The following is an 18,257-nucleotide window of genomic DNA, read 5'->3' on the forward strand; positions in this document are numbered from 1 at the left end:
CGAAGCAATCCGCGATTCTAGCCCGCAAGCCGAATCCCCTCACCAAGCAAAGCCAAATTCTCATAGAGAGAGGACTCTAGCTCGCGCCAAATTCACCCCATCACACAGCTCTATCTCATCATCTCCGCGCAACTCCCCCACCTGCACCGGCTTGCCATTGCGCAAAATCTGGGCAAAATTCTCGCGCACAAGGCGTTTGGGATCAAGGGCTTGCAGCTCTTTTGCCAAAGTGAGCAGGGCGTATTCTCTCTCGCGCAAAAGGGGAAGCTGCTCATATTGCAAGGCTTGTGTGGCATATATCGCGCCCTTTGCTTGCAGGATTTGTGCCATAGTGGCATTAAGCCCTGTGCGCAGCTGCCCTAGCTGCTCGCTGGCAAAGGATAGGGTGTTTGCATAGCTTTTTTGCTGGTATAGCTCTAGGAGATGATCACAGAGCTTTTGGGCTTTGGCTAGGGAGTGCTGTGCGCTTGTGTCATATTGTGCGCGGATTTCATCAAGTCGCAAAAGCCACTCCCTTTTATCTGGCAAGATTATCTCCATACACGCCGATGGCGTGGCTGCGCGAAGATCTGCGACAAAATCGCTAATGACAAAATCTATCTCGTGTCCCACAGCAGAGACAATGGGCGTGCGTGCGTAAAAGATCGCATTTGCGACAATTTCTTCATTAAACCCCCATAAATCCTCCATACTGCCCCCACCTCTGCCGATGACGATAATATCAAAGGCATTGTCTGTGCCAAAAAAGCTATCGGCATAGGCGATATTGTGCGCGATATGCGCTCCGGCTTGCTCGCCTTGGGTGAGTGTGTCAAAGCACACAAGCTTGGTGAGATTCCAGCGTGTGCTAGCTACGCGCTTCATATCTTGCAAGGCTGCGCCAGAGAGCGAGGTGAGTAGGGCGATTTTTTTAGGGAAGGGAGGCAGGGGCTTTTTGCGGCTTTGTGCGAAGTAGCCTTTAGATTCTAAGGATTTTTTCAAGGCTTCATACTGCGCACTTAAAGAGCCTTTGCCGCTTTGTGTGAGGGAGTGGCAGATGACTTGGTATTCTCCGCGTGGAGCGTAGAGACTAAGCGCGCCTTTAATGATGACTTGCAAGCCATTTTCTGGGGTAAAGGCTAGGGATTTTGCATTGCCTTTAAACATCACGCAGCGGATCGAGCTGCTTGCATCTTTAAGGCTAAAATACAAATGCCCGCTGGCTTTGTGCAAGGTAAAGTTGCTAATCTCGCCTTGGAGATAGACTTCTAAGAAAGTGGCTTCAAGTAGGGATTTGATCTGTGCGGTAAGCGCGCTTACACTTAGTGGCTCTAGTGGTGTCGCTAGCGTATTCACTGCATAGTCCTTGTAGCAATGCGCACAATATCATTATATACCCCAAGTGCCAAAAGCCCTAAAAGCACCGCCCACCCAAGAAGTGTCAGCGCATAAAGCACTTTATCGCTCATCTGCCTTTTCATCAAGGCTTCATAGCATACAAAGACAATCTGCCCGCCATCAAGGGCTGGGATAGGCAGGAGATTGATGATGGCAAGATTGACGGAGATTAGTGCCATAAGCATAGCAAAGGCATAGAATCCACTTGGGGCAACTTCTGCCATCACATCAACAATCCCTATCACCCCGCTTAGCTCGCCAAGCGGGATAAGCCCTACAATAAGCCGCTTTAGCGATTCAAAAATAAGCACGCTAGCCTTTGCTACTTCTTGTGCGGCAAATTGCACGCTAGCAACTAGCCCCAAATGCTCTACACCCACTTCACCCTTAGCCACTATGCCAATCATAGGGCGATAAAGCGTATCGCCAAAGACATTGCGGTAGCTGCTAGATTCTGGTGTGATGAAAATGGATTCTAGCTTGCCCTCTCTTTGTATGGTAAGCGTAAGTGGGGTAAAGGAGCTGTGGCTAGGCGTGGCTTGCGCGATCATCGCGCTTAACTGCTCCCACGAAGCAATAGGGCTAGAATCCACTTTTACAATGCGGTCATTTGGGAGAAGTCCGGCTTTTTGTGCTGGGCTATTATTTTGCACATCGCCGATGATTGGCAAAAGGATCTTTACACCAGAGAGTCCTATGGCGACATAGAGCAAAAATGCTAGCAGGAGATTAAACACCACGCCGGCTGATAGGATTGTGATTTTGACCAAAGGGGGCTTTGTAGTGTAGCTATCAGGCGCGATTTCTCGGCTAGTGGGGTTAAGATCATCTTGTCCTTTTAGCTTGACATAGCCACCTAAGGGGATTAACGATAGGGCGTATTGCGTGCCGCCGATAGTTTTGTGTAAGAGCTTTTTGCCAAAGCCTATGCTAAAGACTTCTACTTTTACGCCAAAAAGTCTCGCCGCGCAAAAATGCCCAAGCTCGTGGAAAAATACCAAAAAACAAAGGGCTAAAAACGCGCTAAGGATACCCATTAACTCGCGCTTTTGTAGTATTTGATCGTGTAATCAACCCCGGAATAAAAGGTCATAAAAGTCGCTAGCCACAATAGCACATCACCCCCCGGGAAAAAATCTGCGAGCAAAAAGGCAATAGCCGCGATTTGAAAGCCTGTTTTGTATTTGCCAAGGTAGCTAGCGGCTATGGATTTGCCGGAGCTTGCTACCACCACGCGCAATCCTGTGATGAAAAACTCGCGACTAAGGATAATAAACACTGCCCACGCATTTGCACGCCCTAGGAGCAGCAAGGCGATAAACGCGCTAAGGATAAGCATTTTATCTGCCAAAGGGTCAAAGACCTCGCCAAAAGTGGATTCTACTTTGCAATGCCTAGCGATATAGCCATCAAAAAAATCTGTCAAAGACGCAAGGCAAAAAATCAGGCAAGAAAAGTAATTGACCCAGCTAGGATCCACCCAGCTAGGCAAGATAAGATCGCTATGCAAGAGAAAAAAAAGCAAAAACACCGCAAGGAATATGCGAGTGATTGTTAGGATATTTGGGAGTCTTTTGATCATAGCGACCCACCCTTAAACTCTATGGGGCGATGCAATAAGAAGTGGCATTGATGGGTTATTGTTCAACAAGATCGCTGAAGCTTATATCACTTGTGAGATCTGCTGCCATTTGCATAAGGGATTGTGTTTCTTTTTTCAAATCGTTAATAATGTCTTGATTGATAAAGCCAGAAAGCTTTCGTAGCTTCTTGTATGTGTCTTTGGATACATAGGGGCGCAGAGTTTTTAGCTGCTTTTCATCGATGTTTGGGAGAGTTTGAAACACTCTTCTTAGCTCTTTGGCAGGGATAGTTTTCTTTGCCATTTGGACTTCCTTTGTTGTTCTGTTTTATGTGTTGTTTATCAGTGCTAGAGCCAAGACATAATCTTTAAATCTCCAAGGCGGAGTTGTAGATTGAGTAGATTGATGTGTCAGCCCAAGCAAGGAGTGATTATACCAAATAAAAATCTATTTTTGTTAGGATTTTGTGATGTGCTTTGGGCTTAAAGTATGCGCAAGATAGGGTGTAAATCCAAATTTTGCAATGTTTTAGCGTATTAAAAAGATGTTAATAATGCTATAATGTTTGAAAACATTGTGGAGAGAAAAATGCGCTGGTTGAAATATTTGCTGATTTGTCTTTTGAGTCTTGTTGTCTTTGTTGGGGGCGCATTATTCTCGCATTTTATCGGTGATATAAAAGAGCTGCTTCACATAGGGGAACGCTCGCGCCACTATACACTAGATGTTGCCGATGTGGTGCAGATCCCTTATGAGCGGTATGAGAGTTGGATTGTCCTTAATGCACCTAAGGCAAGCTCTAGTAATATAGAGGAGCTTGCTGGTAGATTTTCGCGTATTTTTGGGGAGATCACAGATTATATCGCTAAGTCGCCATTATATAAAAGTGGCGCGTGTTCTGTGCAGTCTCTGCCTAAGAGAGTGGAAGTGGATTCTAGTGGATTGGGCAGTGCGCCTAGGGCGATTGAGTGCATTATCACAGAGCAAGATATTGCAGAGTATAAGACATTGCTAAAAGAGATTGATTATCTTGCTTTGAAGAATGGTGGCTTACGGATTGAGATTTCAAGCTTGCAGCCTATCGTAGATTTTGCGCAAGTTGAAAATGCTAAGCAAGATTTGCGCAAGCTTTTGCTGGATAAAGCACACAAGAGTGCTGCATTCTACGCAGCGCAGACTACGCAGCACTGCTTATTGCTTGATAGCAATGAGAGAAGTGCTTATAGCTCAAATAGCGTTATTAAGCGTGTGCTTGATGGTGGTGGATTGTTGGATAGAGATATTTTCTCCGGTGAGACTTCACCTATATCTGCGGATATTACATTGCCTTTAGAAAAATCTGCCCCATTGTATTTAAAGGCACGCATTACGATTAGGTGTGATTGATGTGTATTGAAAAGCGGAGTTGCTATGCGATTTAATGAAGAGTTAGCACATATTGCCACTTATCAAGCTGGCAAGCCTATTGAAGAGGTTGTGCGCACATTTGGCTTAGATGAAAAGGAAGTTATCAAGCTGGCGAGCAATGAGAATCCTTACGGCACTTCGCCTAGTGTTGTGGAGTGTATCAAGGCTAATGCCCATAAAGCTGCGCTATATCCAGATGATTCTATGTGTGCTCTTATTTCGCGCTTGCAGAGACATTATGGTATTGGATATGGGCAGTGCATCATCGGGGCTGGGAGTGATCAAATCATCGAGCTCTGTCTCCACGCTAAAGCCACAAAATCAAGCAAGATTCTTATGGCGGGCATCACTTTTGCGATGTATGAAATCTATGCCAAACACATCGGTGCGCAAGTGATCAAAACGCCTAGCAAAGAGCATAATCTCACAGAGTTTTACGAGCTATTTAGGCAGCATAAGCCTGATATTGTATTTCTATGTGTGCCAAATAATCCTTTAGGAGAATGCGTGGGGGCAAAAGAAGTGTATGAGCTTCTAGCGCACATAGAGCAAGAGAGCTGCGGTGAGACACTTGTGGTCATTGATGGGGCGTATCAGGAGTTTGCTTCATATAAGGATTCTAGTAAGCATATTGATCCGCGCGATCTTATACAACACTTTGCAAATGTAATCTATCTTGGCACATTTTCTAAGGTATATGGGCTAGGTGGTATGCGCGTGGGCTATGGGATCGCTAGAGAGGAGATTGTCCAAGCACTCTTTAAGCTCCGCGCACCTTTTAATATCACGACACTAAGTCTAGCGGCTGCGTGTGTGGCACTTGAAGATATAGAGTTTATGCAGCACACATTGAAAGAAAATTTTGCACAAATGCGCCGATATGAAGAATTTGCAGAATCTAAAGGGATAGAGTATATCCCATCTTATACCAATTTCATCACCTTTGTTTTGGAAAATCCTTATAATTCTTCTGTGATTTGCGATACACTTTTGCGGCAAGGGATTATCGTCCGCAATCTCGCTTCCTATGGTATCAACGCTATTCGCATAACTATCGGCACGCAAGAGCAAAATTCAAGAGTGCTGCTAGCTCTTCAAGAGTTGGTATAGTGGCTATGGCTAGATCAATGGAAATTTTTTGCAAGGATATTTAGTGGATACTAAAACGCTCTTTGAACGCATAACAAAAATTTATAACAATCTCACCGGTAGGCAAAAGGTTGTCATCACAGCGACCATTGTCGTGCTTATAGGGTTTTTTGTATTTTTGCTTGTGTTTTCAAATAAACAAGTGCAAAGCTCTTATGGCGTGCTGTTTGAAGGCATGAATGAAGCCGATAACGCGCTGATTTTGCAATATCTTAAAGACAATCAAATCCCCTATAAAATCCCTCGCAGCAATGTCATAGAAATCCCTAGCGAGCGTGTAGCAGAAGAGCGTATCGCTCTAGCAGCCCAAGGTATCCCCAAAACTTCTAAAGTAGGATTTGAAGTATTTGATACGAACAATATTGCCGAGACAGATTTCACGCAGCAAGTGAAGTTTTTACGCGCGACTGAAGGCGAGCTTACACGCACTATTGAAGCACTAGAGCCGATTTTTAAGGCAAATGTGCAAATCGCCAATCCCAAAGAAAGCCTTTTTGTCTCAACAAGCATTCCGCCAACAGCCGCTGTTATGGTGCAGTTACAGCCCGGCAGCGCGCTTTCATCATTCCAAATCACAGGGATTAAAAATCTCGTTTCTGCCGCTATCCCAAAGCTCACGCCTGAAAATGTCAAGATTGTCGATGGCAATGGTATGCCTTTGGGAGAGGATAATGAGCTAGCAGGGATCAATGAGGTGTTAAAGCAACGCTACGCATTTGTCCATAAAGAGGAGCAGAAAAAGGCAGATGATATTGTGCGCTTGCTTTCCCCTCGCGCGGGTGGAGCAAACAAAGTCGTAGCTATTGTTAATCTCCAATATGATTGGAGCCAGCAAGAATCTGTGAAGCAAACTTTCGATCCCTCTCAAGTTGTCCCACGATCGACCAAAGATTATGAGAAAGAAAAGCAAGGACCTCCAGATAGGACTATCGGCGGGATACCGGGCGTGGAGAGTAATGTCGGTCCGGTGCAAAATCTGGATTCTAGTAATCAAATGATTAAAGAGCACGAGACAGAATCTATTGTCAATAATGAAATTGGCAATGAAACGATTAAGACAAAGTTCGCAAGCGGTAAGCCCTTGCGCCTAACTGCTTCTGTGCTTGTCAATGGCGAGCACAGGCTTGTAACCAAAGATGATGGGCAAGAGGTGATGGAGTATGTGCCATTTACTCCAGAAGAAATCACCAAGCTTGAAAATCTTGTCAAAAATGCCATAGGTTTTGATGAGACAAGAGGGGATTCTGTAACGGTCTCGGATTGGGATTTCTCCAAAGGCGAGGCACCCAAAGCACCAAAGACATTTGTAGAAAAAGCCACAAGCTTTATGATGCAATATGTCCCATTGCTAAAATATGTCATCATCGCCATTATTATCTTCATCTTTTATAAGAAAGTCATCGCGCCATTTGCTGAGCGAATGCTTGAAGTCCAAGATGCAGAAGATGACAAGATCGAATCGCTCTTTGAGATCGATGACGATGACGATGAGGCTAGCTCACGCTTTGGTGAGCTACGCAAACGCGTGGAAGAGCAGCTTGGCATTAGCGGTGCTGGATTTAGCGAAGATGAGGTGAAATACGAAGTGCTACTTGAAAAGATCAAGGCTGTCATTCAGGAAAAACCAGAAGAAATTGCTTCGCTTTTCCAAAAGCTTATCCACGATGAGATCGGTGTGGAGAAATCTAGCTAGGAGGCATTATGAGCTTACAATTAAACCAACGCCAACGCGCACAATATGATGAACTCTCAATGTCGGAGAAAATTGCTATCTTGCTGATCCAAGTAGGCGAGGAGCTTACTAGCGAGATTTTTAAAAATCTTGATATTGATGGGATTACAGAGATTTCTAAGCAAATTATGCAGCTAAAAGGCACGGATAAAGCTATCGGTGGGGCGGTGCTAGAAGAGTTTTATGCGATTTTTCAGTCTAATCAATACATCAATAGCGGAGGGCTTGACTATGCTAGAGAATTGCTCAACAAAGCTCTTGGACCAGAAGAGGCAAAGAGAGTGTTGGACAAGCTTGCCAAAACTATGCAATCTGCCAAAAACTTTGCCTATCTTAGTAAAATCCGCCCCCAGCAGCTTGCAGACTTTATCGTCAATGAGCATCCACAGACAATAGCCCTTATCCTAGCACATATGGATGCAAGCAGCGCGGCAGAGACTTTAGGGCATTTTAGCGATGATAATATGCGCGCAGAAATCGCTATCCGTATGGCAAATCTCGGCGATATTTCACCAAATGTCGTCAAACGCGTCTCCACCGTGCTAGAAAACAAGCTAGAATCCTTAACAAGCTACAAAGTCGAGGTGGGCGGACCAAGAGCGGTTGCCGAGATGTTCAACCGCCTTGGGCAAAAGGCTGCAAAATCCACGCTCTCCTATATCGAGCAAATTGACGAGCAGCTAGCAAATGAGATCAAAGAGATGATGTTTACCTTTGAAGATATTGTCAATCTTGATAAAAACGCTATTAGAGAGATTCTCAAAGTCGCGGATAAAAAGGATCTCACAATGGCGTTGAAAGCGGCAAATGATAACTTGAAGCAAAAATTCCTTGATCAAATGAGCACTAGGGCTAGCGAGCAATTCATAGAAGAAATGCAGTTTTTGGGTGCGGTGCGTATGCGCGATGTCGAAGCCGCACAGCGCAAGATCGTAGAAGCAGTGCAGACGCTATCTGAGCAAGGGCTTATCCAAGTAGGCGAAGAGGAGGATGTCGTTGAGTAGTTTTGAAGAAGATAATCTCATCACCAAAAATCATATAGAAAAGCACAGAATCAGCAAGTATGAATTCCGCCCGATTGTAGCAGATGAAGTGGATTCTAAGCCCAAAACTCCCCAGCCAGAATCCGCTCAAGTCCCCAGCTTGCCCCCAGCACAGAGCATAGGAGATGAGAGCATAGAAAAAGAGCTGATAGAAAAGCTGCTGCAAAAGACCGATGAGCTCTCCAGCTCTCTAGCAAAGCTACAAATCCAATTTGAAAAGCAGCAGCTTGAAATGGAGGAGAGGGTCAATACCGCACGCAATGATGCCTACAAAGATGGGCTAAAAGAGGGCGAGGAGAAAACGCGCCAAGCCCTAGAAGCCGATGTGCAAAAGGAGCGCACCGCACTTGTAGAATCTGCTATCAATCTTGGCAAAGCTATGCAAAATTCTGAGACACATTTACGCGAGCTAGAAAAGGAGCTAAGTGCCATTGCTGTGGATATTGCAAGAGAGGTGATCGCTAAAGAAGTGGAGAAAGATAGCGCGGCTGTGGCATTAGCCTTGGCAAAGGAGCTGCTAGGATCAATCGCTGATGCTACTGATGTGCAAATGCGCGTAAATCCCCTAGACTACCATACTTTGACAAAAGAGCTAAAGGACTACGCAAAGCTAAAGATAGAAGCGGATAATGCTATCACCAAAGGTGGCGTGATCATCGCAAATGGCGGCGGGATCATTGATGGGAGTATCGCAAATCGCTATAAAACTTTGAAGCAAAGTGTTTTGGATAATTTGAAAGATTAAGGCGTTGTTATGGCAGTTTTCCTACCTAAGCCACTTAAGCAAATGGAGCTAGCAGAGCTAGAGAATCTCTGCGCTGATATTCGCGCTAGAATCCTTGAAGTCGTAAGCCAAAATGGCGGGCATTTAAGCTCCACACTTGGTGCAGTAGAGCTAATTGTGGCTATGCACTATGTCTTTGATTACACAAAATCCCCCTTTATCTTTGATGTATCCCACCAAGCCTACGCACATAAGCTGCTTACAGGGCGATATGATGAGTTTGCAAGCTTGCGGAAGTTTGGTGGGGTGAGTGGATTCTGCAAGCCAAGTGAGTCAAGCGCGGATTATTTTGTCGCTGGACATAGCTCGACTTCTATCTCACTAGGTGTAGGCGCGGCAAAAGCTATGGCTTTGCGCAGTGAAAAAGCAATGCCCATCGTGCTGATTGGCGATGGCAGTATGAGTGCTGGGCTTGTGTATGAGGCGTTAAATGAGCTAGGCGATAGAAAATACCCTATGCTTATTATTTTGAATGACAATGAAATGAGTATCGCCAAGCCCATAGGCGCGATTTCTCGGCATTTATCGCAAATCATCTCCCACCCGATGTATCAATCTTTCCGCAACTTTACAAAAAAATGGCTAGAGAAAATGCCAGATTCTGCGACTTATCTCGCTAAACGCTTTGAAGAATCCCTAAAGCTCATCACACCCGGGATTTTGTTTGAAGAAATGGGGATTGACTATATCGGTCCAATTGATGGGCATAATCTTAGTGATTTAATCTTTTGCTTCAAAAGGGCGCAGGATTTGGGACGCCCAATAGTCGTGCATACACAGACCATTAAGGGCAAGGGCTATGAGATCGCTGAAGGTCCTTATGAGAAGTGGCACGGCGTAGGGGCGTTTGATCTTGCAACCGGGCAAGCCTTGAAAAAATCCGCGCAAGTCCCCACGCCCACGCAAGTGTATGCACGCGTGCTAGGCGAGCTTGCTAGAGATGATGAAAGAGTCGTGGGCGTTACAGCAGCGATGCCTGGTGGCACAGGACTAGGCGAGCTGATTGACATATATCCAGATAGATTCTGGGATACAGGCATTGCCGAGCAGCATAGTGTAACCTCTATGGCAGCTATGGCAAAGGAGGGCTTTATCCCCTTTGTGAGTATTTACTCGACATTTTTGCAGCGAGCCTTTGATCAAATTATCCACGATGTGGGGATTATGGGGCTGCCTGTGCGCTTTAGTATCGATAGAGCGGGCATTGTGGGCGAAGATGGCGAGACACATCAAGGGCTTTTTGATATTGCGTATTTGCGTATGATCCCGGGCTTTGTGCTTTTTGCCCCGCGCGATAATGCCACGCTTAGACTTGCCATAGAGTTTGCCTATCGCTTCTCTAGCGCACCTTGTGCTTACCGCTATCCGCGCAATGCCTTCTGCCTAGAAGAGGGCAGCTATAAAGCAAGCGAATTTGTGCTAGGTGAGCTAGAAGTTTTGCGACAGGGCAGGCAAATCGCGCTTATCGGCTATGGCAATGGCGTGGGTAGGGCGGATAAAGTCTATCGTGCTTTGTGTGATTTGGGCTTTGCTCCTAGTCTTATTGATCTGCGCTTTTGTAAGCCACTGCCCAAAGAGCTAGAATCCACTTTGCGCACGCATAAAATCGCCTTTGTCTTTAGTGATAGTTATAGAGATGGCGGCGTGGGCAGTGCGATATTGGAGCAGGCAAGCGCGTGGGAGATGCTGCTGCCACTTTATAGTCTTGAGCTAGAATCCACTTTTGTCCCACACGGCGATACAAAGAGTGTCGAGCACTCGGTGGGGCTTAGCGAGCAGGCGTTGCTTGAGCGCGTGCTTAGCAAGCTTAGATCTCACAATATCACTCCATAGGCGAGGCTATGAGTATAGAGAGTAAAGAGGGCTTTGAGTTTAGCTTTGATAGCTCGGCGTGCGGTAGCTGCGGAGGGCGGTGCTGTGTGGGGGAGAGCGGCTATATCTTTCTCACGCTCAAAGAAGCAGAATCCATCGCCACATTTTTGGGGGTGGGGTTTGAGGACTTTGTCTTACAGTATGTCAAAAAGGTCGGCTACCGCTTTTCACTTATTGAAAAGCCTTATGAAGATGGCTTTGCGTGCGTGTTTTTTGACACCGCAAAAAAGCAGTGTGGGATCTATGAGAAGCGTCCAGCCCAGTGCAGATCGTTTCCCTTTTGGGAGGGGGCAAAGGAGCAGTTTGCAGAGCTATGCGCGCTTTGCCCGGGCGTTGTGCGCACGCAAGGCAAGCCAGAAGATCGCAGGAGATGAGGGTGAGAGCATATCTATGCAGCTTTGTTGTGATATTGTCTCTTTTGTGCGCTGATAGCAAGGAGGATGCAGCACTGCTCAATGGGGCTGATAGCTTGTATCGCGGTGATTTTGCCACTTCATTTGATGAGTTTATCTCGCTGTTTGAAGAGACCAAAGAGCCTTATTATGCCAAGCTTGCAGCCCAAGCAGCTATGGGGAAGCGTGATACTAAAAGTGCTTTGCTGCTTGCAGAGCTATATATCAAGCTTAGTGGCAATGATGAAGATCTTATTATCAACAAAATTCTCGCTGATGTGTATGCGCAAAATGGGCAAATAGATCAGGCTATCAAGGTGCTAGAGAAAATTTACAAGCAAGAGCCTAGCAATGAAGTGGGCGAAGTGCTAGGCAATATGTATATGCTCCGCTCTATGCCCCAAAACGCCCAGCCCATATTTCAACAAATCTATGACACCACACATCATATAGATATGCTAAAAAAGCTCCTTTTGGCATTTGTCGCACAAAAGCAGGAGCAAAAAGCCCTTGGCGTCTTATCGCAACATTTATTGCATTATGGGTGTGAAGAGAGATTCTGCGAGGAGGCAATTGGCATATATACGGATTTGCGGGGGCTGGATTTTGCCAAAGATGTCTTTGAAAAACTCTATGTCAAAAACCCTACAATCCCCGCGGCTATGAATTTTATGCGCGTGCTTATCGCACTCAAGCAATTTCAAGAAGCCCAAGGCATAGCTAAGTCTTTTCCTTTTGATAAGGGGCTGCTTTTGGATTTATATGTGATGCAAGGGGATTATGCAAGGGCGCAAAAAGAAGCTAGGCAAGCGTATGAGCAAAGCCAGAATCCTAAATTTCTAGCTTTAGAGGCGGTATATGAGTTTAGCGCGCAAGAGCAGCCTACGCACAAGCAAGCAGAATCTATTGCCAAAAAGCTTGGTGAAGCCATTGCCCTACTTCAGGCTAAGGGGCGGCAAGAAAGCCAGCCAGAAACCCCGCAAGATGCGTTTTTCTACAATTTTTATGGGTATTTGCTTATTGATTATGAGATTGATATTAAGCGCGGTATGGAGTATGTGCAAAAGGCTTTGGCGATCGAGCCTTATGCGATTGCGTATGTGGATTCTCTAGCGTGGGGGTATTATAAGCTTGGAGATTGTGAGCGTGCGATAAAGGCATTTTCTCAAATCCCAAAAGACCAGATCACAAACAACCCAGACTTGCGCGCCCATAGCTACCAGATAGAAGGTGTGTGTGGCAAGCAAGATATGAGTCAAAAAAGAGTCAAGCAATGAATGCGCTTATGCGACTTTTCCAGCGATTTTCTTCGCCCAAAGTCCTAGAATCCACCTCCGCGCTTGCTGCTAGAATCCACTTTGAGCAAGAGCTTTTGCCCTTTGATTTACTTGGGCGATCGCTCTCTTATAATCCCTATCCACCGCGGTTTAAGGAGATATTTCCCACGCTAGATTCTCCGCGTGGCGTGCTTGTGAAAGGCTTTGTGTTTGATGAGCTAGAATCCATTATAGCTACTTTGCAAACACAAAGAGCAAATATCATCGTGCTAGATCTCGCTAGAGATAGTGAAGCTAATCCCAGCGGGGAGGGCTTAGAGTGTATAGGGTATTTGCGCCATTATACAAACGCACTTATTGTGCTAAAAGATAGCTTCATTGCCCCCTATCAAATCCTACAAGCAGTGGTATATGGTGCAGATGGGATTGTGCTTGATCGCGATAGTAAGGGGCATAAGGAGCTACTAGAATTTGCCTTTAGGCTAAATTGTATGGGCTTTTATATGATTAAGACACTAAAAGACATAAAATCCGCCGTGCTAGCAAAGGCGCAGGGCGTGTTTGTCGATGATAGTGTGTATGATGAGCTTGTATCATTGATCCCACAATCCAAATGTATCTGCCACTTTGTGCCTAAAGACCGCATAGCTACGCGAGCGGATTTTATGTGTGTGCAAGTATAGAGGCTGTGTGAAGATACGCGTTATTTGTGGGGCAAGCACACGGACACTTGAAGTGGATTCTAGCACGCGGCTTGATGAGTGCGTGGCTTTGGGGATAGAAACTTCGCGCAATCAAGCCCAAGCATTGATTAAGCAAGGAGCAATCACGCTTAATGGCACATTGTGTCAAAAATGTGGGCTAAGGCTCACCGCAGATACGAGCATATCGATCGCGCTGCCCCCCAGCACGCAGGCAAAGCCCACTACACAAGTCCCAGAGATGGCAATCACTAGAATCTATGAAGATGAAGAGCTGTTGATTTTAAACAAGCCCCCACATCTCGTAGTCCATAGTGCGCCAAGTGTGAGAGAAGCGACTCTAGTAGATTGGCTACAAGCACAAGGAGTAATGCTCTCCACCCTAAGCGGAGCACATCGCGCTGGGATTGTGCATAGGCTAGATAAGCAGACAAGCGGGGCGATCGCCATTGCTAAGACAAATGCCGCACACGCATATTTAAGCCAGCAGCTCAAAGATCGGGCTATGGGGCGGTATTATGTAGCACTCATTGATAAGCCACTTAAAGAGCCGCGAATGATTGCTTGCAATCTCGCTCGCCACCCAAATAATCGCCTAAAAATGGCAAATATCGATGCTATGGGGCAGCATAGCACTGCAGCTAGATTTTCGCAAAGTGTCTTTATCCCACTTATCAACACGCAAGAGACTTCACTGCTTGCCATTAAGCTCTATACCGGGCGCACGCACCAAATCCGCGCACATTTAGAGAGTATCAATCGCCACATTGTGGGGGATAGGCTGTATGGTTATAGCGGCGCGCTAGAGTGCCGCGTAATGCTGCACGCATATTTGCTCTATCTCACGCACCCAGCTACGCATAAGCAGATGGTTTTCCGTGCTGGGATCTTCGGAGATATGCTACAATGCGCGCAAGAGATTTTTGGGGTAAAGGAATTTGATGAGGCAATTAGGCAAGATGAGATTGTGCAGGCTTTTAATCACTGGGATAGTGCTTATAGGGCTAAGTAGTTGTGGGGGCAAAAGCACTTCCTTAGGATTTTTAAGTGCGCAAGATAAGCTTGATCCAAATCTCCCAATAATCGCTCAAGTGCGCACCATAGCCGATGTAAGCTCTATCGCGCTAGAGTGGGACCGCGTGCCAAACCCCAATGCGATAAAGGGCTTTGTCATCTTCCAAAATAACGCCAACACGAGCAAAAAAATCGCCACGATCAAAAACCCCTATGCCACGCATTATGTTGTGGATTCTCTCTTGCCAGAGACTTCCTACTCTTTCCAAATCGCCACCCTTGGGGCTGATAATGCTATCTCGCAAAAATCTCAAGCAATCTCTGTGAAAACATCATTTATCGATCCTGTTGAAAAGGTCTTTGCTTCAAAAGACTATGCCAAAAAAATCAAGCTCATTTGGAGTCCCCACCCAAACCCTAGCATTACACGCTACATTATCCAGCGCAAGAATCCAAATGGCGCATTTCTCAATATCGCTACGATCAAAAATCGCTTGCTTGTAGAGTATTTTGATGAGAATTTAGCTGATGCGCAAGACTACATTTATCGCATTATCGCGCAAGATCTTAATGGGATCAAATCTCGTCCAAGCGCAGAGACGCAAGGCTTTACAAGGCAAAAGCCAAAGACAATTACTGCAATGCAAGCGAGCCAAAATCTAGCCAAAAATATCCAGCTAAGCTGGGAGGCTGTCCCTGATATTGCCCGCTATGAGATTTATACTTCTAGCACTATTGATGGCACTTATAAGCCACTTGTGCAGGTCAATAAGACTTACTATACCCATAAGATTGGCAAAGATGGCGTGGAGCTATTTTACAAAGTGCGTGCGATTGATGATAATGATGTCGCAAGCGATTTGCCAAATGGCGCGACAAAGGGCGCGACCCTCCCCCCACCGCCTACGCCAATCATCACTAAAGGACAAATCCAAAATAGCCACGCTTTGATAGAATGGGAGATTATCAACAATGCGCGTGTAAAAGCCTATGCGGTATATCGCTATGAAGGGCGTTTGGGGAGTCCATTGCGCTTTGGCAACACGATAAAAAATAGCTTCACAGATAAAGAAATGCAAAAAGGCAAGCGGTATGTCTATAAAGTCGTCTCTGTTGATGAAGAGGGGAATGAATCACTCCCAAGCAAAGAAGTCGAGCTGCTTCTCCAATAATGCCACACTTCATCGCTAAAGTCCCAAAACCCCAAAGCTTAGATAGCGCACAGGTGGATTCTATGCCTTATGCCTATAAGCTCCATAGCCTAAAATCTAGCAATCTTGCCCTTATGGCTATGCCCTATGTGTATCAAAATAAGTCAAGATTGTGTTTTGTCTATGAAATCACACGCGCAAATGATGTGCTACTAAAGGGCGTAAAAAGCCTGCGTCCTGTCCCAAGTGGCATATTAAAAATGTCCTTGCAGATACTAAGCAAGCATTATGAAATCGTGCAAGACAATCTCGCGCTCACTGCCTTAAAGCAGCAGGTTGATAGCCCATTTTTACTAGGCGATACAGAAGTGCTAGCCATAGTAGAATCCACACAATCCACAGCACCACATAAGCGCGTAATTTTGGAAATTGGCTTTGGCAGTGGTAGGCATATTTTGCATTTAGCCAAAGAGCATAAAGATGCTTTAGTGATAGGGCTAGAGATCCATACGCCCTCCATCGAGCAGGTGCTACGCCAAATTGAGATTCTAGGATTAGAGAATCTCTATGTATCACGCCTTGATGCAAGGCAATTTCTGTGCTGTGCTAGCAGCGGGAGTGTGAGTGAGATATTTATCCATTTTCCCGTGCCTTGGAATAGCGCGAAAAATCGCCGCGTGCTAAATGCCAAGCCCTTGCAAGAAGTGCTACGCGTGCTAGGAGATGATGGCTATCTAGAATTTCGCACAGATGATAGGGAATATTTTGATGATGTGCTAAGTTTAGCCAAAGATAATGCTTATGCTAGAGCGACTTATACAATCAACACTAAACAAAGCATAACAAGCAAATATGAAGCAAGGTGGCTAGCACAGGATAAGGATATTTTCACCATTACCATTACGCCAAAGGCAAAACCTTCAAAAGTGGATTCTAGGGAGAGCTGGCAAAAATGTGCGTTTGGGTTTGATAAAAAATTGGTAAAATCCACTTTGGCAAAAGTATCTACACAAGATGTTTTGCAGCCTAATCAAAAGCATAGAGAGATATTTGCTTATCTGTGGGAGAAGCGTTGTTTTGAGCAAGGGTTTTTGTGTGTGCAAGATGTGTATGTTTCAGCTACGCGCGATAGAGTGGCGTTTTTGGTGCATTTTGGGGACTTTCAGTATCCTTGCACGCGTTTGATTGTGTTTGAATCAAATAGTGTAGATGGCTATGCGGGGCAGTATCTCCCAGAGCCACCACTTCAAAACCCCGCAAATATGCAGGCACACGAGCTATTTACTACAATATTGGAGAGTATATGAGTATCATCACAGCAAACAATCTTACACTAGGCTACCAGAGAGAAGAGCCTGTCATCATCGATGCGAGCTTTACTATCAATAATAAGGATTTTGTCTTCATATCAGGACCAAGCGGTAGCGGGAAAAGCACTCTTCTTAGCTCGCTTTATGGGGCATTGACCCCGATGAGTGGGACTCTTAGCGTATGTGATATAAATCTCACTAAGCACAGAGATAGCAATATCACTCGCTTGCGTCAAAAAATCGGCATTGTCTTTCAAGACTATAAACTCATAGAAGAATGGAATGTCGAGAAAAATATCACACTTCCTATGGTGATCAATGGCTATAAAAAAGATGCGTGCGAGGCGCAGACAGAAAAGCTACTTTCACATATAGGGCTTTTGCACAAGGCGACAAAATACCCACTAGAGCTTAGTGGTGGGGAGCAGCAGCGCGTGGCTATGGCGCGTGCTATCGCGCATCGCCCAGCTTTGATTCTAGCTGATGAGCCTACGGGCAATCTTGATGATTTTTCTAGTGATATGATTTGGAGCTTGCTAAAAAGTGCCAATGAGCAGCTTGATATTACGATTGTTGTCGTTACTCATCGCGTCCCTGTGCGCACAAATATCTCTTATAGGCATTTATTTATCGATCGAGAAAGGAATAGTATTTATGAGCAACATTAAACAACACTTTTTTTTACTTCTACCGCTGCTTGCATTGCTGTTTAGCCTTGAGAGCTTTTTGCTTATCAATCGCGCTATTGTGAGTAAAGAAGATAAGCTTTTGCAGAATTATTCCATTGTGATTGCTAGTAAAAAGAAGCTTTCCCTTGAGATTATCCAGCAAAATATCCCAGAAGCCTTGTCTCTTGAGCCGCTTGATCCTAGCTTCATCTTAGAAAAAATCCGCGCCAATATGAATAATGAAGATTTTGAAAACATCAAAAAAGAGCTTTCACTCTACTATACGCTAAAGCTTGATTCTTTTCCTAGCCAGCGGCGTTTGCACGACATAGAATCCACTTTAAACAAAATCCCAAATATCATCAAGACAGAATCCTTTGCCAAAACACACAATCAAGCCTATCGTTTGCTATTTTTGATCAAGTTTAGCATACAGACTTTCGCGCTTATTTTGGCAGTGCTTAGCGTGCTTTTGATGATTGATCAAATACGGATTTGGCATTTTGAGCATAGCAAACGAATGCAGATTATGCATTATTTAGGGGCGAGCGTGTGGATGCGCAATAGCTTTTTGCTAAAAGGTGCGATCAATGATGCAGTGATTGCGACTATTTTGGTGAGTGTTGGGTTTTTGTATTTTTCTACAACGGAGATGGCTAAAGATATGTTAAATGCTTTAGAGGTGGGGGCGGAAGTATTTAGGTTTGTGTATGATTTGGGGATTTTGCTAGGGGCTTCAATTGGTGCTTGTTTGTTTTGCGTGTTTGTGGCAATTAGCTTGCAAAGAAAGGTATAGA

At 45.1% G+C, this 18,257-nt stretch carries 18 protein-coding genes; 14 read left to right on the forward strand and 4 right to left on the reverse strand.

Annotated features, from left to right (window positions below):
* Window positions 1-60: 60 nt before the first annotated feature.
* Genes xseA through NYG90_RS07765 form a run of 4 tightly spaced genes read right to left on the reverse strand, consistent with a single transcriptional unit; the run spans window position 61 to window position 3,263 of the window.
* Window positions 61-1,335 (reverse strand): exodeoxyribonuclease VII large subunit, encoded by a 1,275-nt coding sequence (gene xseA, locus NYG90_RS07750; protein ID WP_285257469.1) that lies wholly within the window; start codon window positions 1,333-1,335, stop codon window positions 61-63.
* On the reverse strand, window positions 1,332-2,414 hold the full coding sequence (gene rseP / locus NYG90_RS07755; protein ID WP_285257470.1) for an RIP metalloprotease RseP: 1,083 nt from the start codon (window positions 2,412-2,414) through the stop codon (window positions 1,332-1,334). The genes xseA and rseP overlap by 4 nt, the downstream gene beginning before the upstream one ends.
* Entirely contained in the window at window positions 2,414-2,956 is a 543-nt protein-coding gene (pgsA, locus tag NYG90_RS07760) for a CDP-diacylglycerol--glycerol-3-phosphate 3-phosphatidyltransferase (protein ID WP_115012305.1), read from the reverse strand. Before pgsA ends, rseP begins: the two co-directional genes overlap by 1 nt.
* A gap of 58 nt (window positions 2,957-3,014) precedes the next feature.
* A complete protein-coding gene (locus tag NYG90_RS07765; protein WP_115011360.1) occupies window positions 3,015-3,263 on the reverse strand; it encodes a hypothetical protein in 249 nt (82 codons plus the stop codon).
* Between the two features lie 285 nt (window positions 3,264-3,548).
* Between NYG90_RS07765 and NYG90_RS07770 the strand changes: the two genes are divergently transcribed.
* Genes NYG90_RS07770 through NYG90_RS07835 form a run of 14 tightly spaced genes read left to right on the forward strand, consistent with a single transcriptional unit; the run spans window position 3,549 to window position 18,256 of the window.
* Window positions 3,549-4,346, forward strand: a complete 798-nt coding sequence (locus NYG90_RS07770) for a hypothetical protein (protein WP_285257471.1) — start codon at window positions 3,549-3,551, stop codon at window positions 4,344-4,346.
* A gap of 24 nt (window positions 4,347-4,370) precedes the next feature.
* A complete protein-coding gene (gene hisC / locus NYG90_RS07775; RefSeq protein WP_285257472.1) occupies window positions 4,371-5,477 on the forward strand; it encodes a histidinol-phosphate transaminase in 1,107 nt (368 codons plus the stop codon).
* A gap of 43 nt (window positions 5,478-5,520) precedes the next feature.
* Window positions 5,521-7,209 carry a flagellar basal-body MS-ring/collar protein FliF gene (fliF, locus tag NYG90_RS07780; protein ID WP_285257473.1) on the forward strand — a complete coding sequence of 563 codons (1,689 nt, stop codon included), beginning with the start codon at window positions 5,521-5,523 and terminating at the stop codon, window positions 7,207-7,209.
* Window positions 7,210-7,217: 8 nt separating this feature from the next.
* Window positions 7,218-8,252: a flagellar motor switch protein FliG gene (gene fliG / locus NYG90_RS07785; protein WP_115011364.1), complete on the forward strand. Its 1,035-nt coding sequence runs from the start codon at window positions 7,218-7,220 to the stop codon at window positions 8,250-8,252.
* A complete protein-coding gene (fliH, locus tag NYG90_RS07790) occupies window positions 8,239-9,036 on the forward strand; it encodes a flagellar assembly protein FliH (RefSeq protein ID WP_115011365.1) in 798 nt (265 codons plus the stop codon). The genes fliG and fliH overlap by 14 nt, the downstream gene beginning before the upstream one ends.
* Window positions 9,037-9,045: 9 nt before the next feature.
* Entirely contained in the window at window positions 9,046-10,908 is a 1,863-nt protein-coding gene (dxs, locus tag NYG90_RS07795) for a 1-deoxy-D-xylulose-5-phosphate synthase (RefSeq protein ID WP_285257474.1), read from the forward strand.
* Window positions 10,909-10,916: 8 nt separating this feature from the next.
* Window positions 10,917-11,321 (forward strand): YkgJ family cysteine cluster protein, encoded by a 405-nt coding sequence (locus tag NYG90_RS07800; RefSeq protein WP_285257475.1) that lies wholly within the window; start codon window positions 10,917-10,919, stop codon window positions 11,319-11,321.
* Window positions 11,261-12,616 carry a tetratricopeptide repeat protein gene (locus tag NYG90_RS07805; RefSeq protein WP_285264916.1) on the forward strand — a complete coding sequence of 452 codons (1,356 nt, stop codon included), beginning with the start codon at window positions 11,261-11,263 and terminating at the stop codon, window positions 12,614-12,616. Before NYG90_RS07800 ends, NYG90_RS07805 begins: the two co-directional genes overlap by 61 nt.
* The gene (locus NYG90_RS07810; protein ID WP_285264917.1) at window positions 12,613-13,299 is read left to right on the forward strand and encodes a beta/alpha barrel domain-containing protein; all 687 of its coding nucleotides are present in this window, start codon (window positions 12,613-12,615) and stop codon (window positions 13,297-13,299) included. Before NYG90_RS07805 ends, NYG90_RS07810 begins: the two co-directional genes overlap by 4 nt.
* Before the next feature lie 7 nt (window positions 13,300-13,306).
* Window positions 13,307-14,329, forward strand: coding sequence for an RluA family pseudouridine synthase (locus tag NYG90_RS07815; protein WP_181814189.1), 1,023 nt, complete (start codon window positions 13,307-13,309; stop codon window positions 14,327-14,329).
* Window positions 14,259-15,503, forward strand: coding sequence for a fibronectin type III domain-containing protein (locus NYG90_RS07820; RefSeq protein WP_285257478.1), 1,245 nt, complete (start codon window positions 14,259-14,261; stop codon window positions 15,501-15,503). The genes NYG90_RS07815 and NYG90_RS07820 overlap by 71 nt, the downstream gene beginning before the upstream one ends.
* Window positions 15,503-16,789 (forward strand): tRNA (guanosine(46)-N7)-methyltransferase TrmB, encoded by a 1,287-nt coding sequence (gene trmB / locus NYG90_RS07825; RefSeq protein ID WP_285257479.1) that lies wholly within the window; start codon window positions 15,503-15,505, stop codon window positions 16,787-16,789. Before NYG90_RS07820 ends, trmB begins: the two co-directional genes overlap by 1 nt.
* Window positions 16,786-17,460 (forward strand): cell division ATP-binding protein FtsE, encoded by a 675-nt coding sequence (locus NYG90_RS07830; RefSeq protein ID WP_285257480.1) that lies wholly within the window; start codon window positions 16,786-16,788, stop codon window positions 17,458-17,460. The genes trmB and NYG90_RS07830 overlap by 4 nt, the downstream gene beginning before the upstream one ends.
* A complete protein-coding gene (locus tag NYG90_RS07835) occupies window positions 17,447-18,256 on the forward strand; it encodes an FtsX-like permease family protein (RefSeq protein ID WP_285257481.1) in 810 nt (269 codons plus the stop codon). Before NYG90_RS07830 ends, NYG90_RS07835 begins: the two co-directional genes overlap by 14 nt.
* The last annotated feature ends 1 nt before the right edge of the window (window position 18,257 follow it).

The sequence above is a fragment of the Helicobacter zhangjianzhongii genome (genome assembly GCF_030249855.1).
Taxonomy (GTDB): domain Bacteria; phylum Campylobacterota; class Campylobacteria; order Campylobacterales; family Helicobacteraceae; genus Helicobacter_B; species Helicobacter_B zhangjianzhongii.